This window comes from Rhizobium sp. NZLR8 (genome assembly GCF_019685025.1).
In the GTDB taxonomy this organism is placed as follows: Bacteria; Pseudomonadota; Alphaproteobacteria; order Rhizobiales; family Rhizobiaceae; genus Rhizobium.
On sequence record NZ_JABDVY010000001.1, the window covers coordinates 106232 to 120851 of the forward strand.

The 14620-nt window shown below is 62.8% G+C and carries 16 protein-coding genes; 1 reads left to right on the plus strand and 15 read right to left on the minus strand.

Annotated features, from left to right (window positions below; translation table 11 throughout):
* Positions 1–11: 11 nt before the first annotated feature.
* The 12 genes from HJB89_RS00485 to phnG form a co-directional block, all read right to left on the minus strand.
* Positions 12–707 carry a DUF1045 domain-containing protein gene (locus HJB89_RS00485; protein WP_221148660.1) on the minus strand — a complete coding sequence of 232 codons (696 nt, stop codon included), beginning with the start codon at positions 705–707 and terminating at the stop codon, positions 12–14.
* Positions 708–851: 144 nt separating this feature from the next.
* Positions 852–2195, minus strand: a complete 1344-nt coding sequence (phnE, locus tag HJB89_RS00490; RefSeq protein WP_221132961.1) for a phosphonate ABC transporter, permease protein PhnE — start codon at positions 2193–2195, stop codon at positions 852–854.
* A gap of 7 nt (positions 2196–2202) precedes the next feature.
* A complete protein-coding gene (gene phnE / locus HJB89_RS00495; RefSeq protein WP_221132962.1) occupies positions 2203–3162 on the minus strand; it encodes a phosphonate ABC transporter, permease protein PhnE in 960 nt (319 codons plus the stop codon).
* A gap of 65 nt (positions 3163–3227) precedes the next feature.
* Positions 3228–4133, minus strand: a complete 906-nt coding sequence (gene phnD, locus HJB89_RS00500; RefSeq protein WP_221148662.1) for a phosphonate ABC transporter substrate-binding protein — start codon at positions 4131–4133, stop codon at positions 3228–3230.
* Positions 4134–4219: 86 nt separating this feature from the next.
* Positions 4220–5065, minus strand: a complete 846-nt coding sequence (gene phnC, locus HJB89_RS00505; RefSeq protein WP_221132964.1) for a phosphonate ABC transporter ATP-binding protein — start codon at positions 5063–5065, stop codon at positions 4220–4222.
* 128 nt (positions 5066–5193) lie between these two features.
* Entirely contained in the window at positions 5194–5811 is a 618-nt protein-coding gene (locus tag HJB89_RS00510; RefSeq protein WP_207582446.1) for a DapH/DapD/GlmU-related protein, read from the minus strand.
* On the minus strand, positions 5808–6515 hold the full coding sequence (gene phnL / locus HJB89_RS00515; RefSeq protein ID WP_221148668.1) for a phosphonate C-P lyase system protein PhnL: 708 nt from the start codon (positions 6513–6515) through the stop codon (positions 5808–5810). The genes HJB89_RS00510 and phnL overlap by 4 nt, the downstream gene beginning before the upstream one ends.
* 80 nt (positions 6516–6595) lie before the next feature.
* Positions 6596–7372: a phosphonate C-P lyase system protein PhnK gene (gene phnK, locus HJB89_RS00520; protein WP_221148671.1), complete on the minus strand. Its 777-nt coding sequence runs from the start codon at positions 7370–7372 to the stop codon at positions 6596–6598.
* Entirely contained in the window at positions 7369–8244 is an 876-nt protein-coding gene (locus HJB89_RS00525) for an alpha-D-ribose 1-methylphosphonate 5-phosphate C-P-lyase PhnJ (RefSeq protein ID WP_207582449.1), read from the minus strand. The genes phnK and HJB89_RS00525 overlap by 4 nt, the downstream gene beginning before the upstream one ends.
* Positions 8241–9347, minus strand: a complete 1107-nt coding sequence (locus HJB89_RS00530) for a carbon-phosphorus lyase complex subunit PhnI (RefSeq protein ID WP_221116490.1) — start codon at positions 9345–9347, stop codon at positions 8241–8243. The genes HJB89_RS00525 and HJB89_RS00530 overlap by 4 nt, the downstream gene beginning before the upstream one ends.
* Positions 9348–9351: 4 nt before the next feature.
* Positions 9352–9960: a phosphonate C-P lyase system protein PhnH gene (phnH, locus tag HJB89_RS00535; RefSeq protein WP_221141768.1), complete on the minus strand. Its 609-nt coding sequence runs from the start codon at positions 9958–9960 to the stop codon at positions 9352–9354.
* A complete protein-coding gene (phnG, locus tag HJB89_RS00540) occupies positions 9960–10436 on the minus strand; it encodes a phosphonate C-P lyase system protein PhnG (protein WP_207582452.1) in 477 nt (158 codons plus the stop codon). The genes phnH and phnG overlap by 1 nt, the downstream gene beginning before the upstream one ends.
* Positions 10437–10544: 108 nt before the next feature.
* Here phnG and phnF point away from each other — a divergent pair, with 108 nt between their 5' ends.
* Positions 10545–11282 carry a phosphonate metabolism transcriptional regulator PhnF gene (gene phnF, locus HJB89_RS00545; protein WP_221116492.1) on the plus strand — a complete coding sequence of 246 codons (738 nt, stop codon included), beginning with the start codon at positions 10545–10547 and terminating at the stop codon, positions 11280–11282.
* Between the two features lie 44 nt (positions 11283–11326).
* Here the strand turns inward: phnF and HJB89_RS00550 are convergent, their stop codons facing one another.
* From HJB89_RS00550 to HJB89_RS00560, 3 genes are read right to left on the minus strand one after another with little or no spacing between them, the layout of a single operon-like run.
* A complete protein-coding gene (locus HJB89_RS00550; protein WP_164006076.1) occupies positions 11327–11962 on the minus strand; it encodes a 2,3-bisphosphoglycerate-dependent phosphoglycerate mutase in 636 nt (211 codons plus the stop codon).
* A gap of 21 nt (positions 11963–11983) precedes the next feature.
* Positions 11984–12808: a 4-hydroxy-tetrahydrodipicolinate reductase gene (gene dapB, locus HJB89_RS00555; RefSeq protein ID WP_221148673.1), complete on the minus strand. Its 825-nt coding sequence runs from the start codon at positions 12806–12808 to the stop codon at positions 11984–11986.
* Between the two features lie 15 nt (positions 12809–12823).
* A complete protein-coding gene (locus HJB89_RS00560; protein ID WP_207582455.1) occupies positions 12824–14611 on the minus strand; it encodes an ABC transporter ATP-binding protein in 1788 nt (595 codons plus the stop codon).
* Between the last annotated feature and the right edge of the window lie 9 nt (positions 14612–14620).

Consider the following 14620-nt stretch of genomic DNA (forward strand, 5'->3'; position numbering starts at 1 on the left):
CGTCTGGTCTTTCAGCTTTTGGCGCCGGCAAGCGGCAGCCAGGAATGAACTTTAAACGGGGCGCCGCGCGTTTCTTCGGTGAAGACGGCAAGGCCCGAAATCGTAAGCGGCCGACCGGTGAAATCGGCAAAACGCTCGGTCAGGATCGCTTTCATCACTGCGGCGCGTGTCTCGGGCACCTGGCCGGTGAGTGTCATGTGGAAGCCGAAATCCTCCATCACATAAGGATAACCCCAGCGCTGCAGATGGGTGCGCTGGCTGTCGCTGAGCTTCTCCGGGTTGCGCCGCTCCATATCGGCCTCGGAAAGCGTTGCGCGGAACGGTTCGAAGGACCTTACCACCTTCGCGGCGAAATCCTGAAGAGGTTGATGAAGAGAACCGGGAACGAGGGCAAAAAAACGACCGAGCTGGCCCAGCACGAGTTCAGGAATCTCGAAAGCTTCAGTGCGCGCGGCAAAATCCTCGGCAACGGCCATGAGATCCTTCTCGGTGACCGAGGCGGCGAGCGAAAACGGTGCCTTGATCGTCGCGTGAAAGCCGTAGCGGCGAGGATCCGCGGTCAGCTCGAACTGCTCCGCCGCACCCAGTCTCTCATGTTCTGACGCAGAATAGGTCTCGCCGGTGAACGCATCGCGGCCGAGCCAGAGCGACGCCTCGCCGGTCAGGGGATCGTCCTTCGGCGGCGAGAAATAGAGAGCATAGCGCAAGGCTTTTATCCTGAGGATCATCGAAACGGGGGAGCGCAATGTGCAGTGATTTGGCGGCGAACCGCAAGCAGGCTCCCGGCTAAAAGATTTCCGTGACAGAATGATGATGGCGGCAGCGCCGCCACGGCCTTTGGAGCGGATATATCAGTGGGTTTTCGTGCCCATCAGCCGGTGGCGCAGCGCGTTCGAGGCGGCGTCGAAAATGAACACGACGATCAGGATCAGGATGACCATGTAGGCGACGTTTTCCCAGTTGGCGTTGGTGCGCATGGCCTCCCACAATTTGAGGCCGATGCCGCCCGCGCCGACGGCGCCGATGATGGTCGCGCCGCGCACGTTCGATTCCCATTGGTAGAGCGTCTGGCTGACGATGACGGGAACGATCTGCGGCATAATGCCGTAACGATGGACGAGCACGGTCTGAGCGCCGGTCGATTTGATGCCTTCCCGTGGCTTGTTGTCGATATTCTCCAGCCCTTCGGAATAGAGCTTGCCGAGCGTGCCGGTCTCGGTGAGGAAGATCGCGCCGCTGCCGGCAAGCGGGCCAGGCCCGAAGGCGCGCGTCAGGAACAGCGCCCAGATCAGCATGTCGACCGAGCGCAGGAAATCGAAAAAGCGCTTCAGGATCTGATTGAGCAGCCGGTTCGGCGTGATGTTGCGCGCCGCCAGGAAGGCCAGCGGGAAGGCTGTGAGCGAGCCGAGCAGCGTTCCGAGGAATGCCATGACGATCGTCTGGAAAAGCTTGGTCCAGACATCGCCGTGCTGCCATTCGCTGTTGTTCCAAATGTCGTCGAAGGCGAGCGCCAGGTTGGACTGGTCGGGCTTGATGCGCGGGCCGGAAACGATGAGACTGACGACCTCGCCGACCGGCTTGTCGAAGAAGGACGATTGCGTGTCGAAGATGAAATTCGCCCAGCCGATGAAACGCTTGCGGATCTTCACCCGGTCGACGGAAATGCTGACGTCGCCGGCAAAGCCGAGATCGGCGAGCACATTGTCGTCATAGACGGTCATCCAGCCGGGCACCGGCCCGACAACTTTCGGCGCACCGCTCGAAACCTCGACGGGAACGCTGATGCCATGCGCGGTGACGGTCGTCTCGCTCTTCGAGACGGTGACGGTGCGGCTGGTGCCGCTGATCGAAACCGTGATGCTGCCATCGGGATTGTTGACCAGCCAGTCCGCATGCGGATTGTCGCCGAGCGGCGAGAAGCGTGGATAGTGGATGTCGATCGAACCGTCATCCCCGATGCGGAATTCCGGCTGAACGTCGTAGCTCACCCATTGGCTGAGATAGATGCCGACGCGCTCCCAATGGGCTTCGGCGAAAAGCTTGGGCAGGTCGAAGAACCAGACGGCATAGAGGCTATAGAGCAGCGTCGCGATCAGGATCATCAGCCCGCCGAAACGCTGGCGGAACGACCGGTGCAAATATTCCGGATAGCGTGTTTCTATCTCATGCATGCGGTTTGCGTCGATCACCGTCATGGCGGCCTCAATGTTGCAGAAGGAAGGCGTGCTCGCCGACGAGGCGGCGGCGCAGCCATGCGGAGAATTGGTCGACGGCGACGATCGTCACGAACAGCAGCAGAACGAGCGCCATCGTCTTCGCGCCGAAGCCGCGCGAGATCGAAAGCTTCAACTCCTCGCCGATGCCGCCGCCGCCGACGGCGCCGATGATGGTCGAGGCGCGCACGTTGATCTCTAGGCGTAAGAGCGCATAGGAGGTGAAATTCGGCAGCACTTGCGGCAGAGCGGCGAAGCGGACGCGCTCCCACCAGTTGGCGCCGACGGCTTTCATGCCCTCATCGGGCTTCATGTCGATATTCTCGGCCACTTCGTAGAAGAGTTTACCGAGCGCGCCGATCGTGTGCAGGGTGATGGCGATGATGGCAGCCACCGGCCCGATCGACAGGATCGCGGAAAACAGGCCGGCGATAACGATCTCAGGGAAGGCGCGCAAAAATTCCATCAGGCGCTTGGCGACGATGCGCAGCGGCCATGAACTCGTCAGGTTGCGGGCGGCAAAGAAGCTCAAGGGAACGGCAAAGACGAAGGCGATGATTGTCGAGATCAGCGCCACGTTGATGGTGACGATCATCAGCTCGAAGTATTCGGGGATGTAGAAAGCGCCCCAGATGTAGACGCGGCCCTTGTCGAAATTGAATTCCTCGCCGCCCTTGTCGTTGACGCTCGCAATGTCGAACAGCGCACGCCAGACATCGTTCCAGTCCCTGGGGATGAGCCAGCTCAAAAAGTCGAAGAGATGCGGCAGGCGGTCGAAGAAATGGCCGGCATTGCTCTCGTCGGCGAAGCGGACGGAACTGACGAAGGCAGCAATCAAGATAACCAGGCCGAGGATAGTGTAGAAGCGGCGCTTGGCGACCATCCGCTCCCAGGCGGTGCCGATCTCCTGCGTGCTCTGCATGTGCGGCTGTGTATCGGCAATAGTCATGGACGCCTCGCCCGATCAAAGATAAAGGGCGGCCGTTTCCGGCCGCCCCGCATTCCAGAAACCGATCAGCCGCCGATGGCAGCTTTGCGAACTTCGACGACGGCGTTGTAGAAGTCGTGCTTGACCGGGGCGTAACCCTTGTAGTCGCCGCCTTCGACAGCCGCGAAGCACTTGTGATCCTTCTCCGGCAGAGCCGTGAAGAAGGCTGCAAGCTTCGTCTGCCAGTCCTGGCCGAGGGCGTTGCGAACGACGAGGGGGCCGTTCGGGATCAGCGGCGAACGCCATACTTCAACCAGCTTGTTCGGATCGACGGCGCCCTTGTCGACTTCCTTGCGGAAGGTGCCGGAGGTGTAGCCGTCTTTGAATTCGCCGATGCCCGACGAGTCGTCGACGGCAACGTCGACCTTGCCGTCATAAGCGGCAAGCAGGTTGTTCTCGTGGCCGCCGTTGAACTGCGTCGAGGCGAAGAACTTGTCGTTCGGCATGCCCGTGTCCTTGGGGATCTGCGTCAGCGGCACGAGATAGCCGGAGGTGGAATCCGGATCGGCGTAGCCGAGCTTCTTGCCCTTGGCGTCCTTGATATTCTTAATGCCGGAGGACTTCAGGGCGAGACCGACCGAGTAGTAACCCGTCGAGCCGTCCTTCTGCTGCGTCGTCAGGATCGGCGTAACAGCTTTCTCGTCCTTGATGTAAATGGCTGCATAGCCGGAAGCGCCGAGTTCGGCGAAGTCGAGCGTGCCGCCGAGCAGGCCCTGGATAACGCCGTCATAGTCGGCGGCGGGGAACAGCGACACCTTCTCGAAGCCGAATTCCTGCTTCAGGTGGTCGGCAAGGCAGGCATAGTTGCGCAGGCGGTCGGTTTCGTTTTCGCCGCCGAGAATGCCGATGCGGAATTCCTTGAGATCTGCCGCGTTGGCGGCGCCGGCGAGCGCGAAGAGCGCCGTTGCCGCAAAGAGTGTTTTCTTCAACATGTGTCTCTCCTATTGACCGGTGCCCCCGGTCTTCCGTTACGAAGAAGTGTGCCCTTGACGCGGGCGCTCGATCGCGGCCGGCTCGCTCAGAGACCGGCCAGCGCCAGCGGTTGGGCGCCGGCGGATTGATTGTCTGCCCGCTCGGGAGCGATATTGATGGACGTCGAGGTCATCGTTTCGTCGATGCCGGCGCCATCCTTGTCCGTCCCGTAGATTGCCTTCACTGCCTCGGCGGTCAGTTCCGAAGCCTTGCCGTCGAAGACGACGCGGCCGCCGGCCATGCCGACGATGCGCTCACAATAGTTGCGGGCGGTGTCGAGCGTGTGAAGGTTGGTGATGACGGTGATGCCCTCGCGCTCGTTGATATCGCGCAGCGCATCCATGACGATCTTGGCATTCAGCGGATCGAGCGAGGCGATCGGCTCGTCGGCAAGAACCATCTTCGGGTTTTGCATCAGCGCTCGCGCAATCGCCACGCGCTGCTGCTGGCCGCCGGAAAGCGTGCCGGATGCCTGCAACGCCGTCTGCTCGATACCGAGGCGTTCGAGCGCAGCGATGGCATGCACACGTTCCTCGCGGGTGAAGATGTTGAGCAGGCTCAGAAGCGTCGAGCGGTGGTTGAGGCGGCCGAGCATGACATTGGTCAGAACGTCGAGGCGCGGCACCAGGTTGAACTGCTGGAAGATCATCGCGCAATCGCGTTGCCAGTTGCGCAACGCCCGGCCGCGAAGCCCGGAGACCTCGACGCCGGCGAAATGAATGGAGCCGGAGCTCGGTTCCTGCAGCCGGTTGATCATGCGCAAGAGCGTCGACTTGCCGGCGCCGGATCGGCCGATGATGCCGACCATCTGGCCCTGAGGAATGTCGAGCGTGACGGAATCGACGGCGAGCTTTTTTCCGAAACGACGTGTGACATTCTTCAGCTCGAACATCATGCTTTCCCTTTGCACTCCAGGCCTTGGTCAGCATCGCATTAGTCCCGCTTGATGAACCTCCCATGTCATATTTGTGTAAGTCCTGTCACATATCCCCGCGCTTGTTGCGCATCTATATCGGCGGTTTAACCACCGTAGCGGAACAGGAAATCTTCCGCGCTCAGGTTGCGGAAATCCTGCAGCGCCTGGCGCAGCCGGTCGTGCTCCCAATCCCACCAGGAAAGCCTGTCCATCCGTTCGCCGATCTCTCTTGGAAAGCGTTCGCGGATTGGTTTGGCCGGTACGCCGCCGACGATCGCGTAGGGAGCGACATCCTTCGATACCACCGCACCGGCGCCGATCACCGCGCCGTTGCCGACGGTGACGCCGGGCAGGATGGTCGCCCCATGGCCGATCCAGACATCGTTGCCGATCGTCACGCGGTTTGCCCGCCGCCAGGCGAAGAAATCGGTTTCCATGTCGCCGTCCGGCCAGTAGTCGGCGGCACGATAGGTGAAATGATGCAGCGTCGCCCGCCAGGTCGGATGATTGGTGGCGTTGATGCGCACGGCGGCGGCAATATTGACGAACTTGCCGATCGTTGCGCACCAGACTGAGCCATCCTGCATGATGTAGGAATAGTCGCCGAACGTGGCCTCGCTGATGCGGCAGCGCTCGGAGACCTCCGTATAGCGCCCGAAGGTGGAATCGCTGACGGATGCCGTCTCATGCACATAGGGCTCGATGCCAAGCTTGCGGCTCATGCGGCGATCTTTCCAGGCGAGAACAGCTGGACGTCGAGGATGCGGTCGGCGACCGCCTCGCGCACTTCCTCGTCGTGGAAAATGCCGAGAAGCGCGACACCCGCCTTCTTCTTCTCCTCGATCATGCCGACGACGACGGCACGGTTTTTGGCATCGAGCGAGGCTGTGGGTTCGTCGAGAAGCAGGATCGTGTGCTCGGTGATGAAGCCGCGGGCGATGTTGACGCGCTGCTGCTCGCCGCCGGAGAAGGTGGCGGGTGGAAGTTGCCAGAGCGCTTCCGGCAGGTTGAGCCTGGCAAGCAGGGCGCCCGCCTTTTCCCGTGCCGTGGCGGCGTCGTCGCCGCGCGCCACAAGCGGTTCGGCAACCACATCGACCGCCGCGACGCGCGGTACTGTGCGCAGGAACTGGCTGACATAGCCGAGCGTGTGGCGCCGCACGTTGAGCACGGTGCGCGGATCGGCGGCGGCGAGGTCGACGATGCGCCCGTCGTGGCGTATGAGGATCTGGCCAGTGTCGACGGCATAATTGCCGTAGATCATCTTGAGCAGCGAGCTCTTGCCGACGCCCGATGGGCCGCCGAGCACGACGCATTCGCCTGAGGCGACCGAGAAGGCGACATTGGAAACGACGGGCAGCCTGATGCCGTCGCGCAGGTGCATGGTGAAGCTTTTCGAGACTTCGGAAACGACGAGGGGCGTTGGCATGATGTCTTCTTTCCTGGTTTCGGATTTACAGCGCCGGGCCCTGAAAAGACGCGCAAGGACGCTGTAAAGTCTTGAATTGCTCAGACCTGCAGGATCGAGGAGACGAGCAGTTGCGTGTAGAGTTCGCGCGGGTCGTCGAGCACCCGGTCGGTGAGCCCGTGTTCGATGACGTAGCCGTCCTTCATCACCATCATCCGGTGTGAGAGCAGGCGGGCGACGGCGAGATCGTGGGTGACGATGATCGCCGACAGGCCGAGATCGTTAACGAGGCCGCGCACCAGATCGAGCAGGCGTGCCTGCACCGAGACGTCGAGGCCGCCCGTGGGTTCGTCCATGAAGACGAGGCGCGGGCCGGTGACGAGGTTGCGGGCGATCTGCAGGCGCTGGCGCATGCCGCCGGAAAAGGCGCGCGGCTGGTCGTCGATGCGGTCGGCGTCGATCTCGACGCGCTCCAGCCAATCGATCGCCGAAGCGCGGATCGTGCCATAGTGCCGGTCGCCGATCGCCATCAGCCGTTCGCCGACATTGGCGCCGGCGGAGACGGTCATGCGCAGGCCGTCGGCCGGATTCTGGTGCACGAAGCCCCAGTCGGTGCGCATCAGGAAACGCCGCTCGGCCTCGTTCATGCGGTAGAGGTCGCGGTAGCTGCCGTCGCGCATGTGGTATTCGACGCTGCCAGTGCTCGGCAGCAGCCGGGTGGAGAGGCAGTTCAGCAGTGTCGTCTTGCCGGAGCCGGACTCGCCGACGATGGCGAGCACTTCGCCCGGCCAGAGATCGAAGGAGACGTCGCGGCAGCCGATCCGGTTGCCGTAAAATTTCGAAACGTCATGGACTTTGAGAAGCGGGATATCGCTCATTCTGCAGCCTCCCGGGCCAACATCTCGCCGGCATGCCCATGGGCGCGGCGGTCTTCGCAGTGATCGGTGTCGGAGCAGACGAACATGCGCCCGCCCTTGTCGTCGAGAACCACCTCGTCCAGATAGACATCCTCGGCACCGCAAAGGGCGCAGGGCTTGTCGAAGCGCTGGATGTCGAAGGGATAGTCATCGAAATCCAGGCTGACGACGTCGGTATAGGGCGGAACCGCATAGATGCGCTTCTCGCGTCCCGCGCCGAAAAGCTGCAGCGCGTCCGACATATGCATCTTCGGATTGTCGAATTTCGGCGTCGGCGACGGGTCCATGACGTAACGGCCGTGTACCTTCACCGGATAGGCATAGGTCTTGGAGATGCGGCCGTTATGGGCGATATCCTCGTAGAGCTTCACATGCATCAGGCCGTATTCCTCGAGAGCATGCATCTTGCGCGTCTCGGTCTCGCGCGGTTCGAGGAAACGCAGCGGCTCGGGGATAGGCACCTGGTAAACGAGCACCTGGCCGGGCCCGAGCTTCTCTTCCGGAATGCGGTGGCGCGTCTGGATGATCGTCGCCTCGCCTGTGCGCGTCGTCACCGCGACATTGGCGACCTTCTGGAAAAAAGCGCGAATGGAAACGGCGTTGGTCGTGTCGTCGGCACCCTGGTCGATGACCTTCAGCACGTCATCCGGTCCGATGATCGAGGCCGTCACCTGCACGCCACCGGTGCCCCAGCCGTAAGGCATCGGCATTTCGCGCGAAGCGAAAGGCACCTGATAGCCGGGAATGGCGATCGCTTTCAGGATGGCGCGGCGGATCATCCGTTTGGTCTGTTCGTCGAGATAGGCGAAGTTGTAGCTGGCCAGATCGCTCATTCGGCGGCCTCCTTCATGTCTTCGCCAGCGTTGCGGGCGGCTTCGAATTCGCGACGCATGCGGCGGACGAGATCGAGTTCGGCCTGGAAGTCCACATAATGCGGAAGCTTCAGGTGCTCGACGAAGCCGGTCGCCTGGACGTTGTCGGAGTGCGAGATGACGAATTCCTCGTCCTGTGCCGGGGCGGTGATATCCTCGCCGAGCTCTTCGGCACGAAGCGCCCTGTCGACCAGCGACATCGCCATCGCCTTGCGCTCGCTCTGGCCGAAGACCAGGCCGTAGCCGCGGGTAAATTGCGGGGGTGCCTTCGCCGAACCCTTGAACTGGTTGACCATCTGGCACTCGGTGATCTGGATCGTGCCCAGCGAGACGGCAAAACCGAGTTCCGGCACGTCGAATTCCACCTCGACCTCGCCGATACGGATCTCGCCGGTGAAGGGGTGGTTGCGGCCGTAGCCGCGCTGGGTGGAATAACCGAGCGCCAGCAGAAAACCTTCGTCGCCGCGGGCGAGCGCCTGCAGGCGCAGATCGCGGGTCATCGGAAATTCCATCGGCTCGCGGGTCAGGTCGCCGATCTCGTGATCCTCAGGCATGTCGCCGTCGGCCTCGATCAGCCCCTCCTCGCCGAGGATCTCGGAGACGCGCATGACGCGGCCGGTCTCGGCTGTGCGCTGGGCAGGCGTCTCGACCGCCTCGTCGGAAAGCAGCGACGGATCGAGCAGCCGGTGGGTATAATCGAAGGTGGGCCCAAGAAGCTGGCCGCCCGGCAGATCCTTGTAGGTCGCCGAGATGCGGCGTTCGATCGTCATATCAGCCGTGTCAAGCGGCTTGGAATAGCCGAAACGCGGCAGCGTCGTGCGGTAGGCGCGCAGCAGGAAGATCGCCTCGATCATGTCGCCGCGCGACTGGCGGACGGCAAGCGCTGCGAGTGTGCGGTCGAAAAGCGAGGCCTCGGCCATCACCCGGTCGACGGCGAGCGCCAGCTGCGCCACGATCTGTTCGATGCCGATCGCGGGCAACGAACGGTCGCCGCGGCGGCGGTCGGCCAGTAGGCGGTGGGCATTGGCGATGGCGGCCTCGCCACCCTTGACGGCAACATACATGAGCTCAGATCTCCGTTGCTGTGATCTTGGTGGTGCGCGGCAGGCAGAGGAAACGCTCGGCCGACGTCAGCACGATGTCGATGCCGCGCGGGAAGAGCGCGCGGTTCTCGGTCCAGAGCCGCAGGAAGGTCTCCGGCAGCCCGACAGGCGCGATTTCCGTCACACTCTGGATACCGGGCCCCATCAGCGCCAGCCTGCGTCCACCCTCGAGATCGGCGAGCTCGATGACAACAGTCGTCGAGCGGTCGGGATATTCCTGCGTGCCCGATGCAAACAGGCCGAAGGAGCAAAGCGCGGTGCCGGCCTCCGTGAAGGCGAAGCGGGCCTCAGCCTTTTCACCGGTCAGCGGCGCGCCGGTGTGGAAGCCGAGCCACTCCGGCACGGCCGATTTCGCCAGTCCCTGGGACAGCCAGACAGGCGTGTCGTGGTCGCAAAGCGTCAGCGCGATCGTGCCGGCGCCAATACCGAACGGCACAGGCGGCGCGACATCGGGCCGGACGGTCTGGATCGTGCCGGGGCGAGCCATGCCGTCCATCAGCATCTTGAAGACGCTCTGGGCGTGGAAGACCGGGTCGGCAAAGCCACCTGTGAGGGCTTCTGTCTTCAGCCCCATCAGTTGTCTCCCCGCACCATGGTGAAGAAATCGACGCGGGTCGCTGCCGTCTCGTCCGCCTTGCGGCGTTCGGCATCGGCGATCCGTTCGGCGACGGGCAAAAGCAGTGCCTGTTCGACAAAATCCTTCGTCGCCTCCTCCTGCCAGAGCGCGTCGAAGATCGCCGCCAGCCGGGCCTTCTCACGGTCGGTGCCCAGCGCCTGGGCATGGCCGATCGCCCCGGAGACGAGCCGGACCGTGGCCCGGGTCACTGTGACCTCGCCAAGATTGAAGGGAGCGCCGCCGCCGCCGATGCGGCCGCGGACCATCACCAACCCGGTCTCCGGTCCGCGCACCGGATGTGCCGCGGGCTTTTCCGGCAACGCGTTCCAGACCGCCGAGAGTTCGCTCAGTTCCGCGCGCGCCAGCAGATCGGCGGCGCGTTTGCGCCCGGATGCCGTCTGTGGCGTTGCGCCTGTCCTATCCGCTGATATCATTGTCGCTTCCTCAAATGTCTATTGATATAGACAACCATACAAGATATACCTACGCTTAAATCGATGTGGTGACAAGCGTGTGACATCGGACGTGGGAACGGGGGCGGAATGCCAGGATTAAAGCAGGTGCAAAGGCAGACTGGTGTGGCGCTCTGGCGCCAGATCGCCGACCGGATCCGTGAGACAATCAGCACGGGTACCTATGACGAGACCGGAATGGTGCCGCCGGAGACGGTCCTGGCGCTGCAATTCGGCGTCAACCGGCATACGGTGCGGAGCGCTTTGGCGGCCTTGGCGCAGGAAGGGATCGTCCGTGCGGTACAAGGTCGCGGCACGCTGATCGAGCGCAAGGAGCGGCTGAATTTCCCGATTACCCGGCGCACGCGATTTACCGCCGGCATCGGCGATCAGGCGCGCGAGATGCGCGGCCTTCTGCTCGACGAGGTGAAGGAGGAGGCCAGCGCCGAGGTCGCCCGCTGGCTGAATATCAAGCCAGGGGGGCAGGTGATCCGGCTGGAAACATTGCGCCATGCCGACAGGCGGCCGGTTTCAAAGGCGACGAGCTGGTTTCCTGCCGGGCGTTTTGCCGGGATCGGCGAGGCCTACCGCAAGCACGAATCGATCACCAAGGCTTTCGCCGAGCTCGGCCTGTCGGACTATGTCCGTGCAACGACCGAGGTGACGGCCGCCCATGCGAATGCAGCCGATATGGCCGACCTCGAACTCACCCCCGGCGCGATCCTGCTGATCGCAAAGGCGATGAACACTGATCTCGATGGCGTGCCGGTGCAATATTCGATCAGCCGGTTCGCAGCCGACCGGGTGCAGTTCACCATCGAGAATTGAGACATGAGGTGCCAGCCGACTCCGGCTGGCACGGACGTCAGAATTCAGTGTGCGCCGGACATATCGCCGAGCACTTCCTTCGACGCGACGGTGGAATCCGCCTTCAGCTTGTAGACCATGGGAACGCCGGTCGCGAGATTGAGGGCAAGCACGCCTTCTTTGCTCAGCTTGTCGAGCACCATGACAAGCGAGCGCAGCGAATTGCCGTGTGCGGCAACCAGCACCTTCTCGCCGTTGAGCACGCGCGGCAGGATTTCTGTGAGGTAGTAGGGCCAGACGCGGGCGCCGGTATCGCGCAGGCTCTCGCCCCCGGGCGGCGGCACGTCATAAGAGCGGCGCCAGATATGCACCTGTTCCTCGCCCCATTTGGCGCGAGCATCGTCTTTGTTGAGACCGGAGAGATCGCCATAGTCGCGCTCGTTCAGCGCCTGGTCGCGGATCGTTGGCAGATCGGGCTGGCCGACCTTGTCGAGGATGAGCTTCAGCGTGTGCTGCGCGCGCACCAACACCGAGGTGTAGGCGACGTCGAATTTGATCCCGTATTCGGCAAGCGCCTTGCCGCCGGCATTGGCCTCCTCGATGCCGAGCGCCGTCAGATCGGGATCCTTCCAGCCGGTGAAGAGATTCTTCAGGTTCCAGTCGCTCTGGCCGTGGCGAACGAGGACGAGGGTACCGCTCATGAATTTGCCTCCGCAATATCGTTATGAAGAAGAAAGCCCGAGCACGTCGAGCATGGAATAGAGACCCGGCTTCTTGTCGCGCGCCCAGAGTGCGGCCTTGATGGCGCCGCGCGCAAAGATCGAGCGGTCGGCTGCGCTGTGCGACAGGGTGACGATTTCGCCTTCACCGGCGAACAGCACCGAATGCTCGCCGATGACGGAGCCGCCGCGCAGCGTCGCAAAGCCGATCGTGCCGGCTTGCCGGGCGCCGGTATGGCCGTCGCGCACACGCACGGATTTTGCGGCAAGATCGATGCCGCGCCCCTTTGCTGCGGCCTCGCCGAACAGAAGGGCGGTGCCGGAAGGCGCATCCACCTTGTGCTTGTGGTGCATTTCCAGGATCTCGATATCCCAGTCATCAGGCTCGAGCGCACGCGCGGCCTGCTCGGCGAGCACGCTGAGCAGATTGACCCCGAGGCTCATATTGCCTGATTTGACGATACGGGCATGGCGGGCGGCGGCGGCGATCTTGACATTGTCTTCAGCCGAACAGCCGGTCGTGCCGACGACATGGACGATGCGGGCCTGAGCGGCGAGGCCGCAGAATTCCGTTGTTGCGGCAGGCGAGGTGAAGTCGAGCACGCCTTCGGCATCCAGAAAGGCATTGAGCGGATCGTCGCCGATAATGACACCGGTCGGGCCGAGACCGGCGATCTCGCCGGCATCCTTGCCGATAAAGGGCGAACCGCTGCGCTCGACTGCGGCATGGAGTGTGGCGCCCTCAATGGAATGGATGAGCCGGATCAGCGTCTGCCCCATGCGCCCGGCTGCGCCAACCACCACCAGTTTCATCGCAGCATCGCTCATGTCAGGCTCACCAGGTCAGTTTGAATCTGAGGCCGAAGGCCTCTGCAGATTGTTGAGGCGAGCGTAAAGACCGTCGCGGACCTTCGCAAGCGTCTCGTGATTGCCTTCCTCGACGACGCGGCCCTGCTGCATGACGACGATCTTGTCGGCGCGCACCACGGTCGAAAGCCGGTGGGCGATGACGACGACGGTACGGCCGGTCATCGCCTCGTCGAGCGCCTTCTGCACGGCCGCTTCGGATTCGGTGTCGAGGGCTGAGGTCGCCTCGTCGAGAAGCAGGATCGGCGCATTGCGCACCAGGGCACGCGCAATCGACAGCCGTTGGCGCTGGCCGCCGGAAAGCGTCACGCCGTTTTCGCCGACCGGCGTCTCGTAACCCTGCGGCTGGGCTGAGATGAAATCATGCGCATAGGCAAGCCGGGCCGCTTCTTCCACCTCGGCATCGGTCGCTTCCGGCCGGCCATAGCGGATATTGTCGCGGATCGTGCCCTCGAACAGGTAGGGCTGCTGCGAGACATAGGCGAGCTGCTGGCGCAGCGACTTCTTGGTGATGTGGGCGATGTCCTGTCCGTCGATCAGGATTTCGCCCTCGCGCGGATCGTAGAAGCGCGGAATGAGGTTGATGACGGTGGATTTGCCGGCCCCCGAAGGGCCGACCAGCGCCGTGGTCGCGCCGCCCTCGGCGATGAAGCTCACACCGCTCAACACGCTCTCACTGCCATAGCCGAAGGAAACGTTGCGGAATTCGATTCTGGCTTGCGTCACCGTCAGCGGCTGGGCATCCGGCAGGTCGCGCTGGCGCGGCTCCATGTCGAGCAATTCATAGATCATCCGCGCATTGACGACGGCACGCTCCATCTGCACCTGCAGGCGGGCAAGCCGGCGGGCCGGGTCATAGGCAAGCAGCAGCGCCGTGACGAAAGAGAAAAAGGCGCCGGGCGGCACATTGTAGTAGATTGAGCGGTAGGCGGCATAGGCCAGCACGCTGGCGACGGCAAAGCCCGCGAAACTTTCTGTCAGCGGAGACGTGCGTTCGGAAAGCCGGGCAATCCGGTTCGCCCTGTTTTCGGCACCCTTGATGAGCTTGGTGACCTTGCGTTCCAGTTCGTCTTCCATCGTGAAGGCTTTCACGATGGCGATGCCCTGGATCGTCTCCTGCATGGCGCCGAGAACGTGGCTGTTCAAATGCACGGCTTCGCGCGTCGCCGAGCGCAGCCGCTTGGAAACATAACGCAGCGCATAAAGCAGCGGCGGGGCCATGATGAACACCGCAAGGCTGAGCAACGGATCCTGGAGGATCATCACGGCCAGCAGCGAAATGAAGGTCAGCAGGTCGCGCACCGTCGAGGTGATCGTCAAGTTGAGCACATCGCGGATGCCGCTGACGTTCTGGCTCACCTGCGCGGCGATATGGGCAGAGCGGGCCTCGCTGAAGAAGCCGACCGAAAGCGTCATCAGATGCGAATAGAGCCGGCGCTGGTAACGCGCGACGATATCGTTGCCGACTTTGGAAAGCGTCACCGCCTGGCCGTAACTGGCAAAACCGCGCAGCACGAAAGCGATGAAAATCGAAAGACAGATGATCCAGACGACGTCGGCGCGCCGGTTGGCGAAGGCCTCGTCGATGATCGCCCGCATGATCCACGCGGTAAACGCCGTCGAAAGCGCCACCACGATCAAGCAGGCAATCGCAAAGACATAGCCCCAGAGATGATCGCGGCCGTTTTCAGCGATGATGCGCTTCAGGATGCCGGTTACGGTATCGCTGCTGACGCTCTGCGTTCTGCTTTCCGCCGCTTCCAAAAATGAGGT